We start from the raw sequence: 26599 nt of genomic DNA, 5'->3' as shown, positions 1-26599 counted from the left end.
TACTGCCGCTGTCACCTGCCGGTCATGTTACCGTGATGCGCCTGTCATAGTCTGCCGCTAGTTTACGTCGCAATGAGATCGATCTCATCGACAATAAACGAGGCAGTGATGACCGACTTAATCAGCGTAGCCAGACTGGCCGGGGTCTCCCGCGCAACCGCTGCGCGCGCCTTTTCCGACCCTCATCTGCTTAAACCCGGCACGCTGCAAAAGGTGCTGGCCGCCTCGGAACAGATCGGCTTTCGCCCTAATCATATTGCCCGTCAGCTTCGCACCCGGCACTCCACCACGCTTGGCGTTCTGCTGCCGTCACTGCTGAATCCGGTTTTTGCTGTGCAACTGCAGGCGATGGAGCAGCAGGCACGGCAGGCTGGGTATGCGCTGCTGGTGGCAACCAGTGATTATCAGGCCGAGCGGGAAGCGGCCATTGTCGAGCATATGCTGCATCAGCGTGTCGCCGGTCTGGTGCTGACGGTAGCTGACGCTGACCAAAGTGCGCTGCTGCCGACACTGGCGGCGGCGAAGATGCCTTTCGTCCTGACCCACAACGTGCCGCAACGGCATGAGTGGCCCGCGCTGTGCGTCGACAACCGCAAAGCCATTGCCGACGCGACTACCCATCTTATCTCACTGGGCCACCGCCATATCGTGATGGCGGCGGGCCCGATGCAGCAATCTGACCGTGCGCGTCTGCGCTATCTGGGCTACTGCGAGGCCATGCAGCAGGCGGGTCTCACACCGCAGGCGATGATTGAGATGCCCAGCCATATCCACTCTGACTTCCGGCCGCTGCTGCCGCTGATCAATGCCCCTTCGCCGCTGACGGCGGTGATTTGCAGTAACGATCTGCTGGCTGTCAGCCTGCTGGGTGCCGCTGCGCGTGCCGGAATCAGCGTTCCGCATCAGCTCTCCGTGATCGGCTTCGACGGCATTGAACTGGGCGAACAGCTTTCTCCGTCACTGGCCAGCGTCGTTCAGCCGATTGCGCTGATGGGGACGCGTGCTATCGATCTGCTTCTGAATCCGGGCGGTAAGACCCATTTGCTGGCCCATCATTTACGGCTCGGGGAGAGTATCGCCCCGGCATTTCATGGCTCTTCTTCAGGGAAACATCATGTCGCTCACCGTTAATATCAAACTGATCGCCCGCGCTGCACTGCTGGCCGGATGCTCGCTCACCGGTTCGTGGGCGCAGGCAGCGGAAAATGCTATCTGCTATAACTGCCCGCCAGAATGGGCCGACTGGGCCACGCAGCTTCAGGCAATCGAAAAAGCAACCGGCATTCACGTGCCGCAGGACAATAAAAATTCCGGTCAGGCGCTGGCGCAGCTGGTCGCGGAGAAAAACAATCCTGTCGCCGACGTGGTCTATTACGGCGTCAGCTTCGGCATTCAGGCTGTCAGTGCCGACGTGGTCAGCGCTTACAAACCCGCTAACTGGGATCAAATCCCGGCAGGAATGAAAGATCCGGCGGGCAAGTGGGTGGCGCTGCACTCCGGGACGATGGGCTTTATGGTCAACGTTGATGCGCTGGGAGGCGCGCCGGTGCCGCGCTCCTGGGATGATCTGCTGAAGCCGGAATATAAAGGCATGGTGGGCTATCTTGATCCGGCCAGCGCCTTTGTGGGCTACGTCGCGGCGGTCGCGGTGAATCAGGCTAAAGGCGGCAGCCTGCATGACTTTACCCCGGCGATAAACTGGTTCAAAGCGCTGCAGCGCAACCAGCCGATTGTGCCGAAGCAGACGGCCTATGCGCGGCTGATTTCAGGCGAAATTCCGATTCTGATCGACTATGACTTTAACGCCTATCGCGCCCGCTACAAAGATCACGCGAATGTTGAATTTGTCATTCCCGCCGAAGGCACGGTCACGGTGCCTTATGTCATCAGCCTGGTGAAGAACGCGCCGCATCCGGCTAACGGCAAAAAAGTGATCGATTTCGTGCTGTCAGATGCCGGTCAGGCGATCTGGGCCAATGCCTGGCTGCGTCCGGTTCGGGCTGGTGCGATGTCGCCCGAGGCGAAAAAATATTTCCTGCCTGACAGCGATTATGCACGCGCTCACACCGTGGATTATCAGCAGATGGCCGATGCACAGAAGGGCTTCTCCGCCCGCTATCTGAGTGAGATTCACTGATGTCACTGTCAGAAATCAACCTGCCTGCCGCGGGCGGGCCGGTTCGCCAGCGCCTTCGTCCGCTGGGGGCGAACGGGCCGTGGATGCTGCTGCCTGCGCTGCTCATCTTTGCGGCCTTCTGGCTGCTGCCGTTTGCCCGTCTGTTGCAGATGGGCATGACGGAGGATCGCACGACGCACCTCAGCGGCTACTGGACGGTGATCGGCCAGCCGCACTATCTGCAAAGTCTGCTGAACACCGTGCTGCTCTCGGCGGCGGTCACACTGGTGACGCTGCTGATTGCTGCGGTGGTCGGCTGCTTCCTGGCGCGGCAGCGCTTTACCGGGCGCGGCACGCTGCTGGCGCTGCTGACCTTTCCGCTGGCCTTTCCGGGCGTGGTGGTGGGGTTTCTGATGGTGATGCTGGCGGGGCGTCAGGGGGTGCTGGCGCAACTCAGCCTCAGCCTGTTTCATGAGCGCTGGGTCTTTGCCTACTCCCTTGGCGGGTTATTTATGGGCTACCTCTATTTTTCGCTGCCGCGCGCCATCGTGACGCTGGTGGCGGCGAGTGAGAAGCTGGACCGATCGCTGGAAGAGGCGGCCCGTTCGCTGGGTGCCAGCCAGTCGCGCATCATCATTGACGTCATTATACCGGGGCTGAAACCGGCGCTGCTCTCCTGTGGCGCACTCTGTTTCGCCACCAGCATGGGGGCTTTTGGCACCGCATTTACCCTTGGCACAGAACTGGCGGTTCTGCCGCTGACCATTTACGGCGAGTTCACCAATTACGCCAACTTCGCCACTGCGGCGGCACTGTCGGTCGTTATGGGGGCGGTGGCCTGGCTGGCGCTGATACTGGCAAACGGACTGGCTGCCCGCCGGAAGGAACGGTCACGATGAAGCGCCGGGGGCTTTTCTGGCTGCAGGTGGCGATCACCAGCCTTACCGCGCTGTTTATGATCGTCCCGGTTGTGCTCTCAATGCTGGCGGGCGTCACGCAGAACTATTTCGCCGGGCTGCGCAGTGGCCTGACGCTGAAGTGGGTGGCACAGGTGTGGCAGATGTATGGTGATACCTTCTGGCTGTCGCTGCTGATTGCGCTGAGTTGTCTGGTGGTGACGGTGCTCACGGGCGTCCCGGCTGCCTGGGGGTTACTGAAGTCACCGTCACGCTGGGCCGCCCGCATTGAGGAGTGCCTGATGCTGCCGGTTGCGTTGCCTGGGCTTGCCACCGCGCTGGGCATCATTCTGCTTTATGGTCAGTTCAGCGCGTTACGCGACAGCTGGCTCTTCATCCTGCCAGGCCATGTGCTGTTTACGCTGCCCTTTATGATCCGGCCGGTGCTGTCGGTGATGCAGGCGACCGATCTGCCGCGCCTGGAAGAGGCCGCTGCCAGCCTGGGGGCGGGCTTCTGGCATCGCTTCTTTACTGTGGTCATCCCGAATTGCCGCAACGGCATTCTGGCGGGTGCTTTTATGGTGATCACGCTGTCGGTAGGGGAGTTCAACATCACCTGGATGCTGCACACGCCACTGACCAAAACTCTGCCGGTCGGGCTGGCCGACAGCTACACCTCGATGCGGCTGGAGGTCGGATCCGCCTACACCCTGATCTTTATGATGATGATTTTACCGCTGCTGCTGTTGCTCAACGCCTGTAATCACTGGCTGGAACGGCAAACGTCGCGGCAGGAAAGAGAGGAAATGGTATGAAAGAGGCTGTTAACGTAACGCTGCGCCACTGTTCACGTCGCTTCAATCAGCAGGTCGCGCTGCATCCGCTCGATCTGCGGGTACACGCCGGAGAAACGCTGGTGCTGCTGGGGCCATCAGGCTGCGGCAAAACCACGCTGCTGCGGATTATCAGCGGTCTGGAAAGCAGCGATCCGCCGGGTGAAATCTGGTTTGATCAGCGCAACGTTACCGCTCTGCCGATTGAGAAACGCAATGTCGGCATGGTGTTTCAGAACTACGCGCTGTTCCCGACGCTCAACGTGGCCCGGAACGTTGCGTATGGCCTTAAGGTGCAGGGCGTGCCGCGCGCTGAGCGTGAGGCGCGGGTCGGGGAGATGCTGGCGCTGGTGGACCTGACGCATCTGGCTCATCGCAGCATTGATAAATTATCCGGCGGGCAGAAGCAGCGGGTGGCGCTGGCACGTGCGCTGGCCGCCCGGCCTAAAGTGCTGCTGTTTGATGAGCCGCTGGCGGCCCTTGACGCCCGGCTGCGCGATCGACTGCGGCTGGAGATTGGCGCGCTGCTCAAGCGGCTGGCAATTACCGCTGTTTACGTGACGCACGATCAGCAGGAGGCGATGGCGCTGGGCGATCGCATCGCGGTGATGGAGCAGGGCCGTCTGGTGCAACTCGATACGCCGCAGGGAATCTATCAGCGTCCGGCCTCCCGCTTTGTGGCCGATTTTGTGGGGGCCATTAACTGCATTGCGCACGATCCGCATGGTCAGCCTCTGCGTTTTTGCCGCCCGGAAGATGTGCTGCTGGCCGACGATACACGCTATCCCCAGGGCGGCGTGGTGGTGGGCAGCACGTTCCTTGGCGCTTCGCAGCGCTTACTGATCGATATCGGGCTGGATAATCCTATCCAGGTAGAGCGTCATGCGCGCGAGATCTGGCAGGCGGGACAGCGCATCAGCTGGTCGCTGACCCGCCAGGCCGCGCTGGAATTCAGTTGCTAAGGAGCCCGTCGTGTCTGTTCAACCCACGGTGATCGCCCAAATCAGCGATCTGCACATTAAGGCCAATGGCCGCCTCTCTTACAAACAGGTCGATACGCATGCGGCATTACTGCAGGTTATCGATACGCTTAATGCGCTGCAGCCGCAACCCGATGTGGTGGTGATTACCGGCGATCTGGTCGACTTTGGCAGGCCGGAAGAGTACCAGACGCTGCGCGAAGCCCTGCGGCGGCTGCGGCTGCCCTTTTATCTGATGGCGGGCAATCATGACGACCGCGAGGCGCTGCGTGCGGCTTTCCCGGATCACGCCTACCTGCAGGCGGGACCGACGCTGAACTGGCAGTGCAGCGTCGGCGGCGTCAGGCTGCTGGCCCTGGACTCCAGCGTGCCGCAACAGCCGTGGGGGGAGGTGGATGCGCACCAGCTGCAATGGCTCGATCAGGCGCTGAGCGCGGCCGCCGATCAACCTACGCTAGTGATGCTGCATCATCCGCCTTTTGCCTGTGGCATCGCGCATATGGATCGGCAACGGTTGCGCCATCCCGAGGCGCTTGAGGCGATTATTGCCCGGCATCCGCAGGTTGAACGGGTGCTCTGCGGTCATCTGCATCGTAGCCTGCAGACCCGCTTTGCCGGTACGCTGGCCTGTGTTGCGCCAGGCGTGTCGCATCAGGTGGCGCTGGATCTGCATCCCGATGGCCCGGCTCACTTTATTCTGGAGCCGCCCGGCTTTTTGTTACATTGCTGGCAGCCTGGTCAGGGAATGGTCACGCATCAGTGTGCAATTGGTCACTTTTCAGGACCCTGGCCCTTTTACGATAGCCACGGATTAATCGATTAGTGCCAGTTGAATCTGTATTCTCAGGGGTGAAATTTGTCTTAATGCTGCTCAAAAATGCCGACAACGTGTAGACTTAAGCCCGGATAGCAGGGCTGCTGACACACATTAAAAAAATAATCAGGCATTGACGACATGACATTTATCTCCAGGGCGGCGACGCCATGTTAAAGCTCCTTCGGCCAAAGGCCGATTTGCGCAATCTGATAGCCCTGCTGGTGATTGTCAGCATTGTCATCACACTCGCGAATACGCTTTACGCCACCTGGCGGGTACAGCGCCAGGTGCTGATAGACACCACGCTTGAGGCCAACCGGGCCTATGCGGCTAAGCTGGCCTCAACCAGTGAAATTTTCTTTCAGCTGGCGCAGTCACAGCTGCACTACAGCGCCAACCAGCTCAGCCGTGACTTTAATAATGACGCGCTGCTGCAAAGCGAAGTTAACCGTCTGCGCGAGCAGACCAGCAGCTTCAACTCCGTTGCGATAGTGGATGCGCAGGGCGTGATCAAAGCGATTTCGCCTGAGTCACTGACCCTGAAAGGCATGCACCTCACCAGCGACGCCTCAAGGGAAGCGCTGACCCTGCGGCAGCCAGTCATCAGCAAACCCACTCTTTCTGCCGCCAACAATCTGCTGGTGTTTATCTCCTGGCCCGTCTGGAGTGCCGATGGCGACTACCTGGGCTATATCGGCGGCACCATCTACCTGAAGAAAAAAAGTATTCTGAATGCGCTGCTGGGTGAGCAATTTTACCGGGATGGCACCACGGTCTATGTGCTCGACAGCAATAATGAGGTGCTTTATCACCAGAATCGGCAGCTGGTGGGTAAAACGCTGCCCGCTATCGTCAGTCCGCGTGGCGAGGAGACCAACGGCTCGCTGATGCTTGCCGGTCCGGGTGAGTCCACTCAGCTGGCGGGCTTTGCCGTGGTGCCGACCACCGGCTGGACTGTGGTGGCCCTGAAGCCGATTAACGTCACGCTGGATCCACTGTCGGGCCTGTTGATGAAAGTCCTGAAAAATTCTGTGCCGTTCGCGCTGCTTACCCTGCTGGTTGCCGTGATACTGGCGCGACTGATTGCCCGGCCGCTCTTTCAACTGGCGCGCAAAGCCAGCCGGATGGATGCGCAGGGGGTTTCAAAAGAGATTGGCGGCATTACCGCCTGGTATTTTGAGGCGGCTCAGGTGAAGCGTGCGCTGCTCACCGGTATTGGTCTGGTACAGGATAAAATTGGTCGTCTTAGCTCGGAGGCGCAGACCGATCCCCTGACCCAGTTGCTGAATCGCCGCGGGCTGAACGCGGTGCTGGAGTACTACCGCACGCTGCGACAGCCTTTCTCAGTGCTGGCCCTGGATATCGATCACTTCAAAAACGTCAATGACAGCTGGGGCCATGATGTCGGTGATCGGGTGATTCAGCAGGTGGCGAGCACGCTGCGTGCCAGCGCCCGTCAGTCTGATGTGGTGTGTCGTAACGGCGGAGAAGAGTTTCTGATGCTGCTGCCGGGCACGGCACTGGATGAGGCACACATCATCGCGGAGCGCGTACGGCTGGGTATTGCCGAAGCCTGGCTCACTGATGTTGGACGGATTACCCTCTCTATCGGCGTCGCGGCCTGGAATGGCACACAGGATGCCGGGCTGGAAGCAAGTCTGAAACAGGCGGATGCGGCGCTCTACAGAGCGAAAAATGCCGGACGTAACTGCGTTATCGTGGCTGCAGCGTAATCGCGCGAATACCGGTTGGGTTGCAACGGCAGGGGAGAGAGGAAAGCAGATAAGCAGGGCGCAGCGGTCGGGCTACCGCGCCCCTCAACATCAGGCTGACTTAACGTAATCCAGCACCATGTCGTGATGATTCGAGGTTTTAAAGTTATCAAACACTTTTTCAATCCTGCCCTCAGCATCGATCAGGAAGCTGATGCGGTGAATACCGTCATAGGTTTTCCCCATAAACGTTTTTTCACCCCAGACGCCAAACGCCTGGCAGACTTCATGATTTTCATCTGAGAGCAGCGTGAAGTTCAGCAGCTCTTTTTCGACAAACTTTGACAGTTTCTCCGGCTTGTCGGTGCTGATGCCCAGGACTTCCACGCCCGCTTTTTTCAACTCATCCATGTTGTCACGCAGACCGCACGCCTGCACGGTGCAGCCTGGTGTCATCGCTTTCGGGTAGAAGTAGACCAGAACGCGCTGTCCCTGGAAGTCGGTCAGATTCACGTGTTCGCCGTCCTGGTCGGGCAGGCTAAATGCAGGTGCAGTATCGCCGGCTTTCAGTGGATTCATCACATCTCTCCATTTTCTTATTCAGGCTCTGGGTAATACACCATCCGGACTGAAACGACCAGAGGGAAAATTACCATCAGGGGGTATTTCATCACATAGCCGATCACGCGTCAGTCATGTAGAGAAATAATTCCGGTTTATTGACCAAAGTTTAGCGTACCGCGCTGACAGATTCGCCGCTGTCGGCGTCAGACACACTGTAGAGACGCAGCGTTCCCTGAGCATTCAGCTCCTGACACAGGGTGTTAAAAGCCTGCTCAAAGGTGGTGCCGCTGGTGCGTGTCGGACTGTGGGCGGTCATTTGAATATAGAGCGTTGGTGGCAAAGCGTGTTGTGCGGGTGTGATGCGCGACACCAGTTCAGCCACATTCATCTGATGCTTATCAATAAGATCGGTGAAGCGTTCAATAATATGCGGTGAATCGGCCACTTCAACCTGAATGAACGCGGTATCGGGCATCGGCGGACGAACCCCGGCATTGGTGCGCTTCATGACGATCAGCAGCTCCAGCTCTGCCCCTTTCAGCGGCAGGGTCGATTCAATCAGTGTGATCGCGTTCCAGCTGCCCGACAGCAGCATAATAAAAGTGAACTCATCCCCGAGCATGGCAAGGCGGCTATCTTCAATATTGCACCCGCAGCTGCTGACGTGTCGGGTGATCGTGTTGACGATACCCGGACGGTCAACACCGAGTGCGGTGATCACCAGATGATGGGGCTGAGATTGCGGCAAAATGGCTTTTCCTCTGCTTTCGCTAATAACTATAAGGTAAACATAAAAAAAACTGCTGACAAGCGCGGGAATGGCGTGGCTTGCTTGCTTTTCCCTAAGTGTAAAACGTACCATGAAGCACTTGTTTGTCGAGGGGATCGCCAATGTTTACGGGAAGTATTGTTGCACTCGTTACGCCAATGGATGACAGCGGTAATGTCTGCCGGTCGAGTCTGAAAAAACTGATTGATTATCACGTCGCCAGCGGCACCGCGGCGATCGTTTCCGTCGGCACCACAGGCGAATCTGCAACCCTGAGCCATGAAGAACATGGTGATGTGGTGATGCTGACCCTGGAACTGGCTGATGGCCGTATTCCGGTTATTGCCGGAACCGGTGCAAATGCCACGGCAGAAGGCATCTCTCTGACGAAGCGTTTTGAAAATTCCGGCGTGGTGGGGTGTCTGACGGTGACGCCTTACTACAACCGTCCGACGCAGGAAGGGCTGTTCCAGCACTTTAAAGCCATTGCCAACAGCACCAGCCTGCCGCAGATGCTGTATAACGTTCCCTCCCGTACCGGCTGTGACATGCTGCCGGAAACCGTTGCCCGCCTGGCCGAAATCAAAAATATTATCGGAATCAAAGAGGCAACCGGGAACTTATCGCGGGTTAGTCAGATCCAAGAGCTGGTTAATGAAGATTTCATTCTGGTGAGTGGCGATGACGCGACTGCGCTGGACTTTATGCAACTGGGCGGCAAAGGCGTCATTTCGGTGACCGCAAATGTGGCTGCGCGTGAAATGGTCGAGCTGTGTCAACTGGCACAGCAGGGCAATTTCGTCGAGGCACGCCGCCTGAATCAGCGTCTGATGCACCTGCACCAGACGCTTTTCTGTGAACCCAATCCTATCCCGGTGAAATGGGCTGCGAAACAGCTAGGATTAATCGCTAACGACACGCTGCGTCTGCCAATGACGCCACTGACTGCAGCCGGCCAGCCGAAAGTGGAGCAGGCGCTGGTGAAAGCGGGTTTGCGATAATTTAGGGAGTTTGAATGAATTACTCAGTAAAGCGGTCAACAGTAGCCACAGTAGTGGGGCTTTCTACTCTGATGCTGTTGTCAGCCTGTTCAAGCGATCAGCGTTATAAGCGCCAGGTCAGCGGTGACGAATCTTATCTTGAAGCCAGCCAGTTAAACGAACTGAAAGCGCCTGCCGGTATGATCCTGCCGGTGCAGCGTGGTGACTACGATGTGCCGCGCACCAGCAGCCAGGCACCGACCGGCAAGCAGCTCGACATCCGTCCGCCAGCCCAGCCGCTGGCGCTGATGAACGGGACCCGTGCGCAGTTCAGCAACAACACCGGTGCGCTGATGATTGATAACAGCCGTGGTTCAGTCTGGTCGCAGGTCGTCAACGTTGTGCAGTCATACAAATTCCCGATTGCGTCACGTAACGATGCAGGCCAGCAGCTGACGACCGACTGGGTGCAATGGAACCGTGCTGATGAAGATCAGCAGTATCGTGGCCGCTACCAGATCAGCGTGCAGTCGCAGAGCTATCAGCAGCAGCTGACCGTGCGTCTGCTGGAACTGCAGCAGGATGGTAAAACCATTACTTCCCCTGTGCAGATTCAGCGTTACACCGCGCAGATGCTCAACGACATCAGCACAGGTCTGGACAAGATTGATACCGCCAGTGAAAACGCGGCGTCAGGCCGGGTAAATGGTGCCATTGATGTGCAGAGCGGCGCAGATGATACCGGCCTGCCAATGCTGATCCTGCGTACGCCGTATAACGTGGCATGGCAGCGTCTGCCTGATGCGATGAAACGCGTCGGGATGGAAGTGACCGATACCACCCGCTCAACCGGCAGCATGAAGGTGACCTATAAGTCACTGAGCAGCAGCGACTGGGATTCAATCGGTGCGAAAGATCCGGAATTGCCAAACGGCGATTACAAAGTGCAGGTGGGCGATCTCGATAACCGCACCAGTCTGCAATTCATCGACCCGAAAGGGCATGTGCTGACCCAGTCGCAAAACGATGCACTGGTTGCCGTGTTCCAGGCGGCGCTGAACAAATAAAGTTGCCTCAGGCCGGAGATTCTCCGGCCTTTTTATTTTGTTTTTGGCATAATAGCGCGCGGCGAAGTAAACGATTGCGTCAAGGCAATCGCCGCAGCGGCACTGGTCGCTGAACACCCGTTATTTCAAGTCTGGAGTGAACAAGATGCAAAAGCGAGCTGAGTTGTATCGCGGTAAAGCGAAAACCGTATACAGCACCGATAACCCGGATCTGCTGATACTCGAATTCCGCAACGATACGTCAGCAGGTGATGGCGCCCGAATTGAGCAGTTTGATCGCAAGGGAATGGTTAACAACAAGTTTAACCACTTCATCATGACCAAATTGCAGGAAGCGGGTATCCCGACCCAGATGGAAGCGCTGCTGTCAGATACTGAAGCGCTGGTGAAGAAGCTGGAGATGGTGCCGGTCGAGTGCGTGGTGCGTAACCGCGCCGCAGGCTCGCTGGTAAAACGTCTGGGCGTGGAAGAGGGCATTGTGCTCAATCCGCCGCTGTTTGATCTTTTCCTGAAAGATGATGCAAAGCACGACCCGATGGTCAACGAATCCTACTGCGAAACCTTTGGCTGGGTCAGCAAACAGAATCTGGCGCGGATGCAGGAGCTGACCTTTAAAGCCAACGACGTGCTGAGCAAACTGTTCGACGATGCGGGTCTGATCCTGGTTGATTTCAAACTGGAATTTGGCCTGTTTAACGGCGAAGTGACGCTGGGCGATGAGTTTTCGCCAGACGGTGCGCGCCTGTGGGACAAAGAGACGCTGGATAAAATGGACAAAGATCGTTTCCGCCAGAGCCTGGGCGGTGTGGTCGAAGCCTATGAAGCGGTGGCACAGCGGCTGGGCGTAAAACTCGACTGAGTTTGCCAGCAGCGCAAAAAAGCACCCGGAAAAGGAGAGCGACGGCTCTCCTTTTCTCATTTCAGGGGTAAAGCTGGTGATTGCTCCGTCACGCAACTAAAATCATGCCATCTGAATAATGTCTGAGGGAATACAGCATGCGCTGGCAAGGGCGTCGCGAAAGCGACAATGTAGAGGACCGTCGCGATCAATCGTCCGGTTTTGGAGGCGGAGGTCGCCAGATTCGTCTGCCGCGTGGCAAAGGCGGCATCGTGCTGCTGATTGTCGTGGCTGTGGCCGGTTATTACGGATACGATCTGACCGGACTGCTGACAGGGGGGGAAGTGGCACCGACCAGCCAGCAGCAACAGCGCAGCGTCAGCGCTAACGATGATGAGGCCGCAAAATTCACAAAAGTGATTCTGGCCACCACAGAAGACACCTGGGGCAAACTGTTCCAGCAGATGAATAAACAGTATGTGGCACCAAAGCTGGTGATGTATCGCGGTGCCACCCGCACCGGCTGCGGAACCGGGCAGTCGGTGATGGGGCCGTTTTACTGTCCTGCTGACCAGACTGTCTACATCGATCTCTCTTTCTATGACGAGATGAAAACCAAACTGGGTGCGGACGGTGACTTCGCTCAGGGCTACGTCGTTGCGCATGAAGTTGGTCACCATGTCCAGAAACTGCTGGGTATTGAACCGAAAGTACGTGAAATGCAGCAGGGTGCCAGCCAGAAGCAGGTCAATCAGCTCTCTGTCAAAATGGAACTGCAGGCGGACTGTTTTGCCGGTGTCTGGGGACACTATATGCAGAAGGAAAATATCCTTGAAGCGGGCGACCTGCAGGAAGCGCTGAATGCCGCTGAGGCGATTGGCGATGACCGCCTGCAGCAGAAAGGTCAGGGCCGCGTCGTGCCGGACAGCTTCACCCACGGCACATCTGAGCAGCGTTACACCTGGTTCAAACGCGGATTTGATGGTGGCGATCCAGGACAGTGCAACACCTTCGCCAGCAACTGATGATCCCTTCGCTGCTTATGCAGCAGGCCGGTGTGCGTCGTCTGGCAGTGATCAGCGGCGACCCGGCCTGGTGCTTAGTGCGGGCTGCGGCGTGGCGCGAAGCGCTCCCTGGCGACTGGCTGACGCTGAGTCCGGAGCCGTTATTCTCTGCTTCACCTGAAGCACCCGATCACGATCAGATTTTTGCTCCGCACATACAGCCTGGCGCGGTGCGCACGCTGCTTGGCCGTGAGTTTCATCATGCCCTGTTCGATGCCCGTCAGGGCTTTCACGCCGAGGCTTTCGCTGCGCTGGCCGGTACGCTCACCGCCGGTAGCTGGCTGGTGCTACTGGTGCCGCCCTGGCAGGCGTGGTCGCAGCAGCCTGACAGCGACAGCCTGCGCTGGGCCGATGTCGCTGAACCTGTCGCAACGCCCCATTTTGTTCACCACCTGCAACAGCTGATTCTGGCGGATGATCAGGTTCTGCTGGAGCGGCAGCATCAGCCCTGCCGTTTTCCGGCGCAGCCGGACTGGCCGCACTGGCACTGCCAGGCCCCACAGCAGCAGCAGGCGATCCTCGATCAGCTGGTGGCGCTGCCATCGGGTGTTGCCGTGCTGACCGCCGCCCGCGGACGGGGCAAGTCAGCTCTGGCAGGCATGCTGGCCCGGCAGAACAGACATTGTCTGGTGACGGCACCGGCCAAAGCCTCAACGGCGGTGCTGGCCACCTTTGCCGCTGAGCATTTTAACTTTATGGCCCCCGATGCGCTGCTGGCGCTGGAAACGCCGCCCCAGGCGGAGTGGCTGATTGTGGATGAAGCGGCGGCCATTCCGGCACCGCTGCTGCAGGCGCTGGTCAGCCGCTACCCGCGGGTATTGCTCACCACCACGGTGCAGGGCTACGAAGGCAGCGGACGCGGTTTTATTCTTAAATTCTGCGCCGGGCTTACCGGGGTTCACTATTTCACGCTGGACGAGCCGCTGCGCTGGTCGCGTTGCGATCCACTGGAGCAGTGGCTGAATCAGGCGCTACTGTTTGAGGATGCTGCTGTGGCCCCACCCGATTCCCCGGCAACGATTCATCGTGTTGAACGCCACGATTTCAGCACGCTGGAGGCGGCCTATCGTCTGCTCACCAGTGCGCACTACCGCACCTCGCCGCTTGATCTGCGCCGTCTGCTGGATGCACCCGGTATGCAACTGTGGCGGGCGGGCGAGGCACCCGCGTTACAGGGCGCGCTCTGGCTGGTGGAAGAGGGCGGGCTTGAACCTGAGCTGGCGCAGGCGGTCTGGGCGGGCACCCGACGACCGCGCGGTAATCTGGTGGCGCAGTCGCTGGCCGCCCACGCCGGTCTGGCTGAAGCCGCAACCCTGCGTTCGTTGCGCATCAGCCGACTTGCGGTGGTGGCAGAGAGCCGTCGCCGGGGAACAGGGCAGCAGCTTGTGGCAGCAGCAGCCAGTGCCGCCGCCGGACATGACTACCTCTCCGTCAGCTTCGGCTACACTGAATCACTCTGGGCGTTCTGGCGTGCCTGTGGCTTCACGCTGGTGCGAATTGGCAGTCAGCGCGAAGCCAGCAGCGGCTGCTACGCGGCGATGGCGATTTTGCCCTGTTCTGCTGCGGGTGAGGCACTGACGCGCCGGGCAGCCGTCCAGCTGGCGCGTGACTGGCCGCGGTTGCGCCAGCATATCGCGCTGGAACTGCCGTTTGCTGAGACGGCTGATGATGACCTTAACGCCGAGGATTGTCAGCTGGCTGCCGGTTTTGCCTGGGCGCAGCGGCCACTGGAGGCGAGTCTGCCGGTGTTACAGCGTCTGGTCGGGGCGAGTGCCGTCCCCGTGCCGCTGCTGGCCGCAGCGGTCTCTGCACCCGACGCACTCAGCGAACTGGCCCGGCAGGCGGGGCTGAGTGGACGTAAAGCGCTGATCGCTAAGCTGCGTCAGCAGGCAGCAACCGCACTCGACAGCCTGGGCGTTGCTGCGAACCTGCTGAACCGGCCGTTGAAATAATTCGACCAGCTGGTTCAAATTATCCTCATAGCATTTTGTGCCGGGCGGCGTAAAGTGAACACAGGAGGTCAACATGACACTGAAATATGTAATCGTTCAACAGCCTGCCACTACAGCACAGCTGTTTCTTCTCTACCATGGCGTAGGTGATAACCCGGATTCAATGGGGGAGATTGGCAGCTGGTTCGCCAGAACCTTTCCCGACGCGCTGGTGGTCTCCGTCGGCTCGCCCGGCGCGGGTCGTCAGTGGTTTGGTGAAACGGATCTGCACGATCAGACTGTCCAGCAGCGGGTTGATGCGGCAATGCCGCAGTTTGAGGCGTCGGTGCGTCACTGGCAAAAAAAGAGCGGTGTGCGGCCGGAAGCCACAGCGTTAATCGGCTTTTCACAGGGTGGCAGTATGGTGCTGGAGGGGGTAAAAGCCCATCCGGATCTGGCGGGTCGCGCCGTCGTGTTTAACGGCCGGTTTATTACCCTGCCGGAGAAAGCGAGCACACGCACCACGATTCATCTGATCCACGGTGATTATGATGAGCAGATCCCGCTGCACCATGCGCAGCAGGCGGAACAGCGGCTGATGGCCTGCGGTGGCGATGTCACTCTCGACATCGTTGACGATCTGGCGCACGCCATCGATCACCGCAGCATGGAGCTGGCGCTGAACCATCTGCGTTATACGGTGCCGAAACGCTACTTTGATGAGGCGCTGAGCGGCGCTAAACCCGGTGACGATGACGTTATCGCGATGATGTAAAAATGCCCCTGCACAGCAGGGGCATTTTCTTTTACTTCTTTTTCGGCCAGTTGTCGTCGTCATCCCATTTATCGTTGAAATCACGATGCGGCGGCAGGTCAGGTTTGTTATCCATAAATTTTTTGTGGTCGATGCGTTTCAGATCTTTATAAACGTTCATCAGTACACCCACCATCAGCAGGATCACCAGGATCCACCAGTAATCTTTGATAAATTCCATTTGCTGCTCCTTAACATCGCCGTCAGGCGATCAGTTGTTCCATGATGCGTTGGTACATCCGGCTCAGCATCTGCAGGTCGGAGGCTTTCACACACTCATTGATTTTATGAATGGTGGCATTCACCGGCCCCAGCTCGACCACCTGCGCCCCCATCCGGGCTATAAACCGGCCATCGGAGGTGCCGCCCGTGGTCAGCAACTGCGGCTTAATTTCATTATAGTGCGCTACCGCTTTCACGACGGCATCAACCAGCTTGCCGCGTGAGGTCAGGAAAGGCTGACCCGAGAGTTTCCACTCAATGGTGTAACGCAGCTGGTGACGATCCAGCAGCTCTTCGACCCGCTGGCGAATCATCTCATCGGTGAGTTCGGTGCTGAAGCGGAAGTTAAACTGCACAAACAGTTCGCCAGGGATCACATTGTTGCTGCCGGTGCCTGCCTGAACGTTGGCAATCTGCATATTGGTCGCCGGGAAGAACGCATTCCCCTGATCCCACTCGGTTGCGACCAGCTCAGTCAGCGCAGGCATCGCCCGGTGAACCGGGTTATCCGCCAGATGCGGATAGGCGACGTGGCCCTGCACACCGTGCACCGTCAGGTTGGCGGTGATCGAGCCGCGTCGGCCGTTCTTCACCACGTCACCCACCACTTCGGTACTGGAGGGCTCGCCGACCAGGCAGTAGTCGAGCCGCTCCCGGCGTGCCATCAGCCGCTCAACCACTTTAACCGTGCCGTTGGCACCGCTGGCCTCTTCATCAGAGGTAATCATAAAGGCGAGACGCCCCCGGTGATTAGGACGCACCGCCACAAAACGTTCAGCGGCGACCACCATAGCTGCCAGCGACCCTTTCATGTCAGCCGCACCGCGGCCAAACAGCATGCCATCACGGATAGTGGGTTCAAACGGGGGATTGATCCAGCGGCTGGCATCGCCAGGCGGCACCACATCGGTGTGACCGGCAAATGCCAGCGTTTCACCTTCGCCACGGGTAGCCCAGAAGTTCAGGGTGTCGTCGATGTTCATCGTTTCAATCTTAAAGCCAATAGCTTCAAGACGGGCGATCAGCAGAGCCTGACATCCGGCATCATCGGGGCTGAGAGAGGGGCGACGAATAAGCTGCTGCGTCAGCTCAATGACCGGGCAAAACATATTATGACTTCTCCTGGATAACAGTCTGATAGGTGGCTTCGCTGAAACCGGCGAGCAGGGCGCCATCCGGGGCGCGCAACAGCGGACGCTTAATCATGGCGGGATGCGCGAGCATCAACGTTTTGGCACTGCGGGCATCGGTCACGGCTTCACGATCGGCCTCGGGCAGTTTACGCCAGGTGGTGCCACGGGTGTTCAGGAGTGCCTGATAGCCCAGCGCATCAATAAATTCCTGCAGCAGGGCATCGCTCAGACCCTCGGCACGGTAGTCGTGAAAGTGATACTCAACGCCTGCGTCTGTTAAAAAGCGCCGGGCTTTTTTTATGGTGTCGCAATTTTTAATCCCGAACATCACCCACTGCGTGCTCATTACCCGATCCTTTTTGTCCTGTGAGAAGAGAAAGCTGAAAAAAGCAGCCAAAGCGCGAGTTTAGCATAGTGTGATCCGTTGCGGCATCTGCACAGGCGCGGGAATCGGTCCGGCTATCATGGCCATGATGTCGCTGTTTCACTGCGGGTAAGCGCTATCAATTTCGCGGGTAATCATTACCCTGCTCATCATTGTGTGATTAAGAATTTCGCCATGTTGATAAAATAGTCTACCGCTGGGCTTAAAAAAATTTATTTTCAATCAGGTGAAGGGGTTGCTGAAATGTGCGTCAGCTTACAGAATCAGCAATATTCACGTTTTCATAGCGCCTGCCGATAGAGTTAACAGGTGTAAACGTATTCACCTGATTAAAAAAAACGCGTAATATTGCCAGCACAATAAGAGAGGGCATTATGATTGACACTGAAATGGGAACCTGGAAAGAATTCATCGAAGCCATGTTACGCAACAAGTAACAGGCCCTGAGAAAAGCAGGTCAGTCCCACTTGCTGGAATTCTTACCACACACAGAAACAAATAAGGCGGCCACTGATTTCAGTGGCCGCTTTTTATCGGGCTTCAGTCGTGCGGCTTCTCTTTGAGCGGGAAGCGACGACGAACCAGCACAAAGAACAGCGGCACAAAAAAGATCGCCAGCAGCGTGGCGGAGATCATCCCGCCCATCACCCCGGTTCCCACCGCGTGTTGACTGCCGGAGCCTGCACCGCTGCTGATTGCCATCGGCAGCACCCCAAAGATAAAGGCCAGCGAGGTCATCAAAATCGGCCGCAGACGCTGACGCGACGCCTCCAGCGTGGACTCCACCAGTTCGCGTCCTCTGCTGTTAATCTCATTAGCAAACTCCACAATCAGGATGGCGTTTTTAGCGGATAAGCCCACCACCGTCAGCAGGCCAACCTGGAAGTAGACATCATTCTCCAGCCCACGCATCCAGGTGGCGATAAGCGCGCCCACCACGCCCAGCGGCACCACCAGCATCACCGAGAACGGAATTGACCAGCTCTCATACAGTGCGGCCAGGCAGAGAAACACCACCAGCAGCGAAATCGCGTAGAGCGCCGGTGCCTGCGAGCCGGAGAGCCGTTCCTGATAAGAAGCGCCGGTCCACTGGAACCCGACACCCAGCGGCAAAGCATTTACCAGCTTTTCCATCTCATCCATCGCTGTGCCGCTGCTCACGCCAGCAGACGCTTCGCCGACAATCTCCAGCGACGAATAGCCGTTATAGCGTTCAAGACGTGGCGAACCGGTCTCCCAGCGGCTGGTGGCAAACGCGGAGAAGGGCACCATTTTGCCGCTGCTGTTGCGCACATACCATTTGTTGATGTCGTCCGGCAGCATGCGGAAGGGGGCGGCGGCCTGCACATAGACCTTTTTCACCCGGCCCCGATCCAGGAAGTCATTCACATAGCTGGAGCCCCATGCGGTGGTCAGGGTGTCGTTGATGGTATCCAGCGACACGCCCAGCGCCTGCGCTTTGCGGGCATCCACATCGATCTGCAGCTGCGGGCTGTCATCCAGTCCATTGTGCCGTACCCGTGACAGCGCCTTGTCGTTGCCCGCCATCTCCAGCAGTTTGTCGCGCATTGCCATCAGTTGCGTATGACCGATACCCGCGTGATCCTGCAGCTGCATGTCAAAGCCAGAGCTGCTGCCCATGCCGGTAATGGCGGGCGGACTGCTGGCAATAACGCGACCCTCTTTAATCTTCTGAAACGCCTTCGTCGCACGTTCGATGATGGCGAACGAGGTGCGATCGGCACCCGGCCGTGCTTCCCAGTCTTTCAGCCGCACAAACAGACGCGCTACGTTCTGCCCGTTGCCGCCGGGGCCTGCACCGATGGTGGAGAAGACCGACAGCACGTTGGCCTTCTCCTCGGTGAGATAATACTGTTCGACTTGCGCAACCACGCTGGCCGTCTGCTCCAGCGTCGCGCCTGCCGGAAGCTGAACCTGAGTCAGGAAGACGCCGCGATCTTCCAGGGGCAGAAACGAGGTCGGCAGTCGCAGAAACAGAAAGGCCATCAGGCCGATAATGCCAAGATAGAGCAGCAGCCAGCGGCCCCCCCGTTGCAGGATGCCTGCAACACCCTGCGCATAGCGGTCAGCATTGCGATTAAAGTGACGATTAAACCAGCCGAAGAAGCCGCGACGTTCAGGCTGTTCACCCTTTGTGACGGGTTTCAGCAATGTGGCACACAGCGCGGGTGTCAGGATCATCGCGACCAGCACCGACAGCACCATCGCCGACACAATGGTGATGGAGAACTGACGGTAAATAGCGCCGACGGTGCCGCCAAAAAACGCCATCGGCACAAACACCGCAGAGAGCACCAGCGCAATTCCGACCAGTGCGCCCTGAATCTGGCCCATCGATTTTCGCGTGGCGGCACGCGGCGAGAGTCCCTCTTCATGCATGATGCGCTCAACGTTTTCCACCACCACGATGGCATCGTCCACCAGCAGCCCGATCGCCAGTACCATGGCAAACATGGTCAGGGTATTGATGCTGAATCCGCAGGCATAAAGCACGCAGAACGTACCGAGCAGCACCACCGGCACCGCAATGGTCGGAATTAAGGTGGCGCGGAAGTTCTGCATAAACAGGTACATCACGCCAAATACCAGCACAATCGCTTCCAGCAGCGTCTTCACCACATCGGTGATCGACGCTTTAACGAAAGGGGAGGTTTCATACGCAATTTTTGCTTCCAGGCCGTGCGGGAAATAGTGAGACAGCTCCTCAATGCGCGCCCGCACCAGCTTATCGGTGTTCATCTCGTTGGCACCGGAGGCAAGCTTTACCCCCAGGCCTGACGCGGGCTGACCATTGTAGCGGCTCAGGTAATCATACTTCTCTGCGCCCAGCGCCACGCTGGCGACATCGCCCAGCGTCACCACGGAACCGTCGGGATTGTTCTTCAGGGTAATGGCGCGGAACTGCTCGGGGGTCTGCAGCATCGACTGGGCATTCACCGTGGCGTTCAGTGCCTGTTTCTCCACGGAAGGCAGGCCACCGACCTGACCCACGGCAACCTGGGTGTTCTGCGACTGGATAGCACTGACCACATCCGAGGTGGTCAGCGAGTAGGCGATCAGTTTGTTGGGATCGAGCCAGATGCGCATCGCATATTGTGAGCCGTAAGCATCCACCTGGCCGACGCCATCAATACGGCTTAGCGGGTCCTGAATATTACTGGCGACATAGTCTGAAATATCCTGCTTATCCATGCTGCCGTCGGTGGAGACGAAGGCCACCATCAGAATATTGCTGTCACCGGTTTTATTGACCGTCACGCCCTGCGACTGCACTGCCTGTGGCAATTTGCGCAGCGCTGACTGCAACTGGTTCTGAACCTGTTGACGGGCTTCATCGGGATTGGTTCCGGCGGTGAAGGTAAGAGTGATCTGCGCCTGGCCGGTGTTGCTGCTGTTTGAGGACATGTACATCAGGTTATCGATGCCGGTCATGTTCTGCTCGATGATCTGGGTCACGGTGTTTTCAAGCGTCTGTGCGGAGGCACCCGGGTAGCTGGCGGTGATGCGCACATTCGGTGGTGCCAGATCGGGATATTGTTCAACAGGCAGTGAAATAATCGAAAGCGTGCCACACAGGCACAGCAGAATCGCCAGAACCCAGGCAAAGATGGGACGGTCGATAAAGAAATTCGACATTAAATCGACACTCCTCAGGACTTTTATAAGCGGTCAGGCCCGCCAGCAACGGGCGCACTGGCAGGTAAGTCGGTTGGTCTTTGCCACGATTCTCCGCCGCCTTTTACTCTACGTGTGGCAACGGGGGGAATCGTGGAGAAATTGAGGATAAAATGTAAATTCGTTGGCTATTTGCGGCTTTCAAGCCACATCACCGTGGCGGCGACGCGTGAGCGGACATCCAGCTTTCGCAGCAGATTGCGGATATGCACTTTCACAGTCTCTTCAGAGATGTGCAGAATAGCCGCGATCTCTTTGTTGGACAGACCACGCGCCACCTCCTGCATCACGTCGCACTCGCGTCCGGTGAGCTGGCGCAGGGGATCGGCACTGTGCTGCCGGTTAGCCAGGTAACGGGCAACGCCGTCACTGAAAACCTTTTCACCCCGCGCTGCCTGCAGAATATGCTCCAGCAGGATCTCCGGCTCGCTGTCCTTGAGCAGATAACCATCGGCTCCTGCATCCACCATGGCGAAGATATCACTGCGGGCGTCAGAGACGGTCAGCACCAGAATGCGCGAACTGATCCCTTCGTGGCGCAACGCCTTCAGCGTATCCAGCCCGGACATACCTTTCATGTTCAGGTCGAGCAGAATGATATCAGGTTCCTGACGGCGGGCTTCTGCCAGCGCTTCCGTGCCGTTGTTGGCCTCTGCGATGACCTCAAGCCGGGGATCCAGTGCCAGCAGCTGACGTACACCGCGGCGCATCAGCGGATGGTCATCCACAATCATCAAAGTTAATGCGGGCTGTTGCATATTTTCTCCCTTTTATCGGCTTCAGACTGCGGCAGAGGCGTAAGACTGACGCCACGCGGGTCTGAACCCGCTGGCCTGCACGCTGAGACCGATATCGTTAAATGAGTTAACATCACCGCCGGGCCGTTCAGGTAAACGGGCGCGCCGGTTGCGGTGGAAAGCGCAGTTCGACCCGGGTCCCCCGCTGCTGAGTGTGAATAGTCAGATTGCCACTCAGGCGCTGGGCGCGCTCCGTCATAATTGTCAGGCCGTAATGGCCTGCGGGTTCGTCAGTGCTGTTCATCCCGACCCCGTCATCCGTAATCGTCAGCACGTGCTCACCTTGTTCGCTGTGCTGATAATCCACCCGAATGACCTGCGCACTGGCGTGACGAATGGCATTCAGCAGCGCCTCACGGGCGATTTGCAGCACATGCACCTGCTGTTGTGCCTCCAGACTCTGCAGGCCGGTCTGATAATTAAAATGTATCTCTGCGTCGCTCTTCTCCTGCAATGAGGCGATCATGGCCTGCATCGCCGCCACCAGATCTGCCTGCTCAATGGTCAGGCGGAACGTGGTCAGCAGTTCGCGCAACTGACGGTAGGCGTCCGCCAGCGCCTGATCGAAGTCAGCGATAATGGCGTGGGCGGCGCTGTCATCTTTATTCACAGTGCGGCGCAGCAGGGTCAGCTGAATACGTAAAAATGAAAGCGACTGCGCCAGCGAGTCATGTAATTCCCGCGCAATGGTGGTGCGCTCTTCAATCAGCAGCATCTGCTGGTATTGCTGCTGTGCCTGCCAGATCCAGATGGCCCGTCCCAGCATCGCCGCCAGGCTGCGCATCAGCTCATTGGGGTGAGAGTGGCCAGGCGACTGCCAGCGCAGTTCGCCAATCTGCTGGTCGTCCTGCTGTAACGGCAGGCGTTGCCACTCACCGGCAGCCTGAGCATCACCCGCGCAGAACTGAAACTGGTCGCTGTCGAGCCGGATCGCGGTCAGTTTCTCCCGGGTCAGGACAGTGGTTAAGACCGCCTCAAACAGTGCCGGATGTAACGGGCTGGCGGTCAGCATCTGTGAGCTGTCGTAGAGCAGTGACAGCGTGCGATTCGCCTGGGTTAAATCTTCCGTTTTGGCGCGCACCGTACTTTCCAGCAGCTGATAGTGCGAATGCAGTCGTGCCGCCATGCCGCTGAAGGCGTGCGACAGTACCCACAGTTCATTCTGCTGCTCAACATGAAGTGGCGGAAAAGCAAAGTTGCCGCTTTCGACATAGCGACTGGCCGTGACCAGCGCATTGAGTGGCCGCACCACCTTCAGTCGGGTAAAGCGAATGGTCATCAGTGCCAGCACGACAATCGCAATGACACCGGCCAGGCTGCTGGCAGCCACCAGACGCATTTTCAGCTCTGTGTAGCGCTGCAGACCCAGTACGAAGCGATCAATTTCACCGACGTAGATCGGCACCTGCTGCTGGTAAGCCGCAGTATCACCCTGTTGCAACTGCTGCTGCAACAAAGGCCATGCGGCACGCAGTCGCTGATAGCGAGCGCTGACTTCGCGTGGTACCCACGGGCGATCCAGCTTTTGCAGCACCGGGGCATCCAGCGTTTGCTGATAGAGCGCCAGGTGATGCGGCAGGTTTTGCGGCTGACGGCTGGCATCCAGCGCCATGCGATAGCTCTGCATGCGCAGCGATCCCGCCAGATTGATCGCTTCCGCATCGCGCTGGCTGCTGAGCAGCGTCACTAACGCCAGACCGGTGGTGAGCAGCGACAGCAGGACAATCGCGCTGAGCGCCTTAGCGATGCTTTGAGTAACGGAACGTTTAACAATCACATGAATGGCCCTGTTGAGAGTGCGGGAATTATAAGAGCGCAAAAACGTAACGCAAATGATCCATCCCCTGTTTATCGCACAGGCGCTTACATATCGCACATTAAATGACCACAACTGACAGTTCCCAGGAAGGGGCTACCGTTTTGTGGTTAAAAAAGGAACAGCTTTACAGCGTTCCGATGTTGCTTTTCATTGCAGCGCTAATAATTCATTCAGTCATCAGCTCAACCCCTCTCAGATTAAGGAGCATCCAATGAAAAAACTGAATGCTGTACTGGCGGGCGCATTACTGGCTACCGCCTCATTTGCTACTTTCGCTGCTGCGCCCGTTGACCAGTCTCAGGCGCAGAGCATGCAGAGCATCGGTAGCGTTTCGGTCTCCGGCGTACGCGGTTCACTGGACGATGCGAATCGCCAGCTGTCGCAGAAAGCTGAAGAGATGGGCGCCAGCCACTACCGTGTTATCGGCGTCGACAACCCCGGCGACTCCAGCCTGTGGACCGGCACCGCAGAGATTTATCGCTAATCCAGCCCTTCTGATTCTATCCCTGTAGCTTTTACCGGCCTGAAATGGCCGGTTTTTTTGTTTTTGTGCATCAGGATGGATTCTTACAAATCAGCCTGTGCATCTGCCCGGTATATTTTGCTTCGTTCTTGCAGAACGGGTAGGATTCATCGCCGTAAATTCCCGCGTTGTCTGGCACTCACTCACAGACAAGCGCACAGAGGAAAATACCCCATTTCACCGGGCATTACACCCGAAGTGGGGAGGCGACGACTGATGGTCAGGACAAACAGGAATGCTATGAAATCTAAAAAGAAAACCCCAAGCGAGATGCGCGCTGCGAAACGTCGCTGGCTCAACTCTCATGACGCTGGCTACCAAAAGGCGATGGGTAACCGTCACGTACAGATGATTGCGATCGGCGGTGCCATCGGTACCGGTTTGTTCCTGGGTGCAGGTGGCCGCCTCCAGGCTGCTGGCCCCGCGTTAGCCATCATCTATCTGGTGTGTGGCATCTTCTCCTTCTTTATTCTTCGTGCGCTGGGCGAACTGGTATTACACCGTCCCAGCAGCGGCAGCTTCGTCTCCTACGCCCGTGAATTCCTGGGTGAGAAAGCCTCTTATGTGGCGGGCTGGATGTACTTCGTCAACTGGGCAATGACCGGCATCGTCGACATCACCGCCGTCGCGCTCTATATGCACTACTGGGGCGCGTTTGGTGATGTGCCACAGTGGGTCTTCGCCCTGGGCGCGCTGGCCATTGTCGGCACCATGAACATGATTGGCGTGAAGTGGTTTGCCGAAATGGAGTTCTGGTTTGCCCTGGTCAAAGTGCTGGCGATTGTGGTGTTCCTGGTGGTGGGCGTGGTGTTCCTTGGCACCGGTAAACCGCTGGATGGCAACAGTACCGGCTTCCATCTGATCACCGATAACGGTGGCCTGTTCCCGCACGGCTTACTGCCCGCGCTGGTGCTGATTCAGGGTGTCGTGTTCGCCTTCGCCTCCATTGAATTAGTCGGTACGGCGGCGGGGGAATGTAAAGACCCGAAAACCATGCTGCCGAAGGCAATCAACAGCGTAATCTGGCGTATCGGTCTGTTCTACGTCGGTTCGGTGGTTCTGCTGGTGCTGCTGCTGCCGTGGAACGCCTATCAGGCAGGGCAGAGTCCGTTTGTAACCTTCTTCTCGAAGCTGGGCGTGCCTTATATTGGCAGCATCATGAACATTGTGGTGCTGAGTGCGGCACTCTCCAGCCTGAACTCCGGACTTTACTCGACCGGGCGTATCCTGCGCTCCATGTCGATGGGGGGCTCGGCACCAAAATTCATGTCAAAGATGAACGGTCAGCAGGTGCCTTATGCCGGTATTCTGGTCACCATCGGCGTTTATGTTATTGGTGTGGTGCTCAACTACTACGTGCCTTCTCAGGTGTTCGAGATCGTGCTGAACGTCGCCTCACTGGGCATTATCTCCTCGTGGGCCTTTATCGTGATTTGTCAGCTGCGTCTGCGTAAAGCGATTAAAGAGGGCAAGGCGGATGATGTCAGCTTCAAGCTGCCAGGTGCGCCATTTACGTCCTGGCTCACGCTGCTGTTCCTGTTCAGCGTGCTGGTGCTGATGGCGTTTGACTACCCGAACGGCACTTACACCATCGCCTCTATTCCGCTGATTGCCGTGGTGCTGGTGCTGGGATGGTTTGGTGTGCGTAAGCGTGTTAACGCCATCGCCGAGACTGAACACGATCATCACGAAGACGATGCGAAACCTGCGCAGCTGGCTGAGGATACCTCACGCTGATAAGCGCTGCAGCCATTCAGGCCAGCCTCCGGGCTGGCTTTTTTTTTGACTGCGACGTCTCTTTTTCCTGCCGGGAATTAGGATAGTTTTCCCGCCCGCCAGCCCCTATGATGAACAACTCCCTTTATGCATGAGTGGCGTCATCATGTCGTTTAAGATCAACATCATCAAAGACAAGCTGCTGTCTGAGAACTGGTTTGTACTGCGTAACTTTACCTATGAAATCACCGATCGCCGTGGCGAGGTTATCCGTCATAAGCGCGAAGTTTACGATCGCGGAAACGGGGCGACTATCCTGCTTTATAACCGTGAGAAGAACAGCGTGGTTCTGACGCGCCAGTTCCGTATTGCGACTTACGTTAACGGTAACGACAGCGGCATGTTAATCGAAGCCTGTGCTGGCTTGCTGGACGACGACTCCCCGGAGGACTGCATCCGCAAAGAGGCCATTGAAGAGACCGGATATGCGGTGGGCGAGGTCGAAAAGCTCTTTGCCTGCTATATGTCGCCGGGTGGCGTGACCGAGCTTATCCACTTTTTCGCTGCCGTTTATGATGAATCGTTGCGCGACAATGCAGGCGGTGGCGTCGAAGATGAGTCAATCGATGTGCTGGAATTACGCTTCCCGGATGCGCTGGCGATGGTCGCCGATGGCCGCATTCGCGACGGTAAAACCATTATGCTGCTTCAGCATGCACAGATTGCGGGCTGGCTGACGCCCTGAAACCGAACCGCAGCGCCTGTTGCCGCGAGACAGCGTTGAGAGTGGAGTGGTGAGACTTAATCCACCTTATGCACGCTTTTTAAGCAGTTAACTGCGCTTTTTGCACAGGTTCACAGAATGCGAACCCTGTCAGGCCCGTTGATGCGCTATTCTCTCCACTCTGGGTATTCGGGGATCGATCT

Annotated in this window: 24 protein-coding genes; 16 read left to right on the top strand and 8 right to left on the bottom strand. The window is 57.7% G+C overall.

Features of this window, described 5'->3' with window-relative positions:
- Positions 1-108: 108 nt before the first annotated feature.
- From N5J69_RS05185 to N5J69_RS05155, 7 genes are all read left to right on the top strand, one after another.
- Positions 109-1131: a substrate-binding domain-containing protein gene (locus N5J69_RS05185; protein ID WP_279768510.1), complete on the top strand. Its 1023-nt coding sequence runs from the start codon at positions 109-111 to the stop codon at positions 1129-1131.
- Positions 1115-2137 (top strand): ABC transporter substrate-binding protein, encoded by a 1023-nt coding sequence (locus N5J69_RS05180; RefSeq protein ID WP_279768509.1) that lies wholly within the window; start codon positions 1115-1117, stop codon positions 2135-2137. The genes N5J69_RS05185 and N5J69_RS05180 overlap by 17 nt, the downstream gene beginning before the upstream one ends.
- Positions 2137-3015, top strand: a complete 879-nt coding sequence (locus tag N5J69_RS05175; RefSeq protein WP_279768508.1) for an ABC transporter permease — start codon at positions 2137-2139, stop codon at positions 3013-3015. Before N5J69_RS05180 ends, N5J69_RS05175 begins: the two co-directional genes overlap by 1 nt.
- Positions 3012-3827 (top strand): ABC transporter permease subunit, encoded by an 816-nt coding sequence (locus N5J69_RS05170; RefSeq protein WP_279768507.1) that lies wholly within the window; start codon positions 3012-3014, stop codon positions 3825-3827. The genes N5J69_RS05175 and N5J69_RS05170 overlap by 4 nt, the downstream gene beginning before the upstream one ends.
- Positions 3824-4807, top strand: coding sequence for an ABC transporter ATP-binding protein (locus N5J69_RS05165; protein ID WP_279768506.1), 984 nt, complete (start codon positions 3824-3826; stop codon positions 4805-4807). The genes N5J69_RS05170 and N5J69_RS05165 overlap by 4 nt, the downstream gene beginning before the upstream one ends.
- Before the next feature lie 10 nt (positions 4808-4817).
- Complete coding sequence (locus N5J69_RS05160) at positions 4818-5648, top strand: phosphodiesterase (protein ID WP_279768505.1); 831 nt, start codon at positions 4818-4820, stop codon at positions 5646-5648.
- 161 nt (positions 5649-5809) lie between these two features.
- A complete protein-coding gene (locus tag N5J69_RS05155; RefSeq protein WP_279768503.1) occupies positions 5810-7375 on the top strand; it encodes a sensor domain-containing diguanylate cyclase in 1566 nt (521 codons plus the stop codon).
- Positions 7376-7465: 90 nt separating this feature from the next.
- Here the strand turns inward: N5J69_RS05155 and bcp are convergent, their stop codons facing one another.
- The gene (bcp, locus tag N5J69_RS05150; protein WP_010260016.1) at positions 7466-7933 is read right to left on the bottom strand and encodes a thioredoxin-dependent thiol peroxidase; all 468 of its coding nucleotides are present in this window, start codon (positions 7931-7933) and stop codon (positions 7466-7468) included.
- A gap of 151 nt (positions 7934-8084) precedes the next feature.
- Positions 8085-8666: a glycine cleavage system transcriptional repressor gene (locus tag N5J69_RS05145; RefSeq protein WP_279768502.1), complete on the bottom strand. Its 582-nt coding sequence runs from the start codon at positions 8664-8666 to the stop codon at positions 8085-8087.
- A 143-nt stretch (positions 8667-8809) separates the two neighbouring features.
- Here N5J69_RS05145 and dapA point away from each other — a divergent pair, with 143 nt between their 5' ends.
- From dapA to ypfH, 6 genes are all read left to right on the top strand, one after another.
- Positions 8810-9688, top strand: a complete 879-nt coding sequence (gene dapA / locus N5J69_RS05140; protein ID WP_010260008.1) for a 4-hydroxy-tetrahydrodipicolinate synthase — start codon at positions 8810-8812, stop codon at positions 9686-9688.
- A gap of 14 nt (positions 9689-9702) precedes the next feature.
- Positions 9703-10734, top strand: coding sequence for an outer membrane protein assembly factor BamC (bamC, locus tag N5J69_RS05135; RefSeq protein WP_279768501.1), 1032 nt, complete (start codon positions 9703-9705; stop codon positions 10732-10734).
- 145 nt (positions 10735-10879) lie between these two features.
- Entirely contained in the window at positions 10880-11593 is a 714-nt protein-coding gene (purC, locus tag N5J69_RS05130) for a phosphoribosylaminoimidazolesuccinocarboxamide synthase (protein WP_013358686.1), read from the top strand.
- Positions 11594-11730: 137 nt separating this feature from the next.
- Positions 11731-12597, top strand: coding sequence for a neutral zinc metallopeptidase (locus N5J69_RS05125; RefSeq protein ID WP_279768498.1), 867 nt, complete (start codon positions 11731-11733; stop codon positions 12595-12597).
- Entirely contained in the window at positions 12597-14588 is a 1992-nt protein-coding gene (locus N5J69_RS05120) for a GNAT family N-acetyltransferase (protein ID WP_279768718.1), read from the top strand. The genes N5J69_RS05125 and N5J69_RS05120 overlap by 1 nt, the downstream gene beginning before the upstream one ends.
- Positions 14589-14661: 73 nt before the next feature.
- Positions 14662-15342 carry an esterase gene (ypfH, locus tag N5J69_RS05115; RefSeq protein ID WP_279768495.1) on the top strand — a complete coding sequence of 227 codons (681 nt, stop codon included), beginning with the start codon at positions 14662-14664 and terminating at the stop codon, positions 15340-15342.
- Positions 15343-15373: 31 nt separating this feature from the next.
- Here the strand turns inward: ypfH and N5J69_RS05110 are convergent, their stop codons facing one another.
- The 6 genes from N5J69_RS05110 to narQ all read right to left on the bottom strand — a co-directional run bounded on the left by N5J69_RS05110 (position 15374) and on the right by narQ (position 23391).
- A complete protein-coding gene (locus N5J69_RS05110; protein WP_003848800.1) occupies positions 15374-15562 on the bottom strand; it encodes a YpfN family protein in 189 nt (62 codons plus the stop codon).
- 22 nt (positions 15563-15584) lie between these two features.
- Positions 15585-16712, bottom strand: coding sequence for a succinyl-diaminopimelate desuccinylase (gene dapE, locus N5J69_RS05105; protein WP_279768494.1), 1128 nt, complete (start codon positions 16710-16712; stop codon positions 15585-15587).
- A 1-nt stretch (position 16713) separates the two neighbouring features.
- On the bottom strand, positions 16714-17082 hold the full coding sequence (locus tag N5J69_RS05100; protein WP_279768493.1) for an ArsC family reductase: 369 nt from the start codon (positions 17080-17082) through the stop codon (positions 16714-16716).
- 579 nt (positions 17083-17661) lie between these two features.
- Positions 17662-20778 (bottom strand): multidrug efflux RND transporter permease AcrD, encoded by a 3117-nt coding sequence (acrD, locus tag N5J69_RS05095; RefSeq protein WP_279768491.1) that lies wholly within the window; start codon positions 20776-20778, stop codon positions 17662-17664.
- A 167-nt stretch (positions 20779-20945) separates the two neighbouring features.
- Positions 20946-21575: a response regulator gene (locus tag N5J69_RS05090; RefSeq protein ID WP_279768488.1), complete on the bottom strand. Its 630-nt coding sequence runs from the start codon at positions 21573-21575 to the stop codon at positions 20946-20948.
- A gap of 127 nt (positions 21576-21702) precedes the next feature.
- The gene (narQ, locus tag N5J69_RS05085) at positions 21703-23391 is read right to left on the bottom strand and encodes a nitrate/nitrite two-component system sensor histidine kinase NarQ (protein WP_279768486.1); all 1689 of its coding nucleotides are present in this window, start codon (positions 23389-23391) and stop codon (positions 21703-21705) included.
- 253 nt (positions 23392-23644) lie between these two features.
- On the opposite strand from narQ, the gene N5J69_RS05080 reads away from it, so the two are divergent.
- The 3 genes from N5J69_RS05080 to nudK all read left to right on the top strand — a co-directional run bounded on the left by N5J69_RS05080 (position 23645) and on the right by nudK (position 26417).
- Positions 23645-23917: a DUF1471 domain-containing protein gene (locus N5J69_RS05080; protein WP_279768484.1), complete on the top strand. Its 273-nt coding sequence runs from the start codon at positions 23645-23647 to the stop codon at positions 23915-23917.
- A 279-nt stretch (positions 23918-24196) separates the two neighbouring features.
- A complete protein-coding gene (gene ansP, locus N5J69_RS05075; protein WP_279768483.1) occupies positions 24197-25693 on the top strand; it encodes an L-asparagine permease in 1497 nt (498 codons plus the stop codon).
- A gap of 145 nt (positions 25694-25838) precedes the next feature.
- On the top strand, positions 25839-26417 hold the full coding sequence (gene nudK, locus N5J69_RS05070; protein WP_279768481.1) for a GDP-mannose pyrophosphatase NudK: 579 nt from the start codon (positions 25839-25841) through the stop codon (positions 26415-26417).
- The last annotated feature ends 182 nt before the right edge of the window (positions 26418-26599 follow it).

Origin of the sequence: Pantoea sp. GD03673, assembly GCF_029844725.1 — a bacterium.
Classification (GTDB): domain Bacteria; phylum Pseudomonadota; class Gammaproteobacteria; order Enterobacterales; family Enterobacteriaceae; genus Pantoea.
The sequence above is the reverse complement of the archived record's forward strand: the minus strand, read 5'-3'. Positions and strand labels throughout refer to the sequence as shown.

Bases quoted from the DNA above. Each gene is read 5' to 3' on its own strand.
- N5J69_RS05185 (WP_279768510.1), top strand. From the start codon at position 109: ATGACCGACTTAATCAGCGTAGCCAGACTGGCCGGGGTCTCCCGCGCA.
- N5J69_RS05180 (WP_279768509.1), top strand. From the start codon at position 1,115: ATGTCGCTCACCGTTAATATCAAACTGATCGCCCGCGCTGCACTGCTG.
- N5J69_RS05175 (WP_279768508.1), top strand. From the start codon at position 2,137: ATGTCACTGTCAGAAATCAACCTGCCTGCCGCGGGCGGGCCGGTTCGC.
- N5J69_RS05170 (WP_279768507.1), top strand. From the start codon at position 3,012: ATGAAGCGCCGGGGGCTTTTCTGGCTGCAGGTGGCGATCACCAGCCTT.
- N5J69_RS05165 (WP_279768506.1), top strand. From the start codon at position 3,824: ATGAAAGAGGCTGTTAACGTAACGCTGCGCCACTGTTCACGTCGCTTC.
- N5J69_RS05155 (WP_279768503.1), top strand. From the start codon at position 5,810: ATGTTAAAGCTCCTTCGGCCAAAGGCCGATTTGCGCAATCTGATAGCC.
- bcp (WP_010260016.1), bottom strand. From the start codon at position 7,933: ATGAATCCACTGAAAGCCGGCGATACTGCACCTGCATTTAGCCTGCCC.
- dapA (WP_010260008.1), top strand. From the start codon at position 8,810: ATGTTTACGGGAAGTATTGTTGCACTCGTTACGCCAATGGATGACAGC.
- bamC (WP_279768501.1), top strand. From the start codon at position 9,703: ATGAATTACTCAGTAAAGCGGTCAACAGTAGCCACAGTAGTGGGGCTT.
- purC (WP_013358686.1), top strand. From the start codon at position 10,880: ATGCAAAAGCGAGCTGAGTTGTATCGCGGTAAAGCGAAAACCGTATAC.
- N5J69_RS05125 (WP_279768498.1), top strand. From the start codon at position 11,731: ATGCGCTGGCAAGGGCGTCGCGAAAGCGACAATGTAGAGGACCGTCGC.
- N5J69_RS05120 (WP_279768718.1), top strand. From the start codon at position 12,597: ATGATCCCTTCGCTGCTTATGCAGCAGGCCGGTGTGCGTCGTCTGGCA.
- ypfH (WP_279768495.1), top strand. From the start codon at position 14,662: ATGACACTGAAATATGTAATCGTTCAACAGCCTGCCACTACAGCACAG.
- N5J69_RS05110 (WP_003848800.1), bottom strand. From the start codon at position 15,562: ATGGAATTTATCAAAGATTACTGGTGGATCCTGGTGATCCTGCTGATG.
- dapE (WP_279768494.1), bottom strand. From the start codon at position 16,712: ATGTTTTGCCCGGTCATTGAGCTGACGCAGCAGCTTATTCGTCGCCCC.
- N5J69_RS05100 (WP_279768493.1), bottom strand. From the start codon at position 17,082: ATGAGCACGCAGTGGGTGATGTTCGGGATTAAAAATTGCGACACCATA.
- acrD (WP_279768491.1), bottom strand. From the start codon at position 20,778: ATGTCGAATTTCTTTATCGACCGTCCCATCTTTGCCTGGGTTCTGGCG.
- N5J69_RS05090 (WP_279768488.1), bottom strand. From the start codon at position 21,575: ATGCAACAGCCCGCATTAACTTTGATGATTGTGGATGACCATCCGCTG.
- N5J69_RS05080 (WP_279768484.1), top strand. From the start codon at position 23,645: ATGAAAAAACTGAATGCTGTACTGGCGGGCGCATTACTGGCTACCGCC.
- ansP (WP_279768483.1), top strand. From the start codon at position 24,197: ATGAAATCTAAAAAGAAAACCCCAAGCGAGATGCGCGCTGCGAAACGT.
- nudK (WP_279768481.1), top strand. From the start codon at position 25,839: ATGTCGTTTAAGATCAACATCATCAAAGACAAGCTGCTGTCTGAGAAC.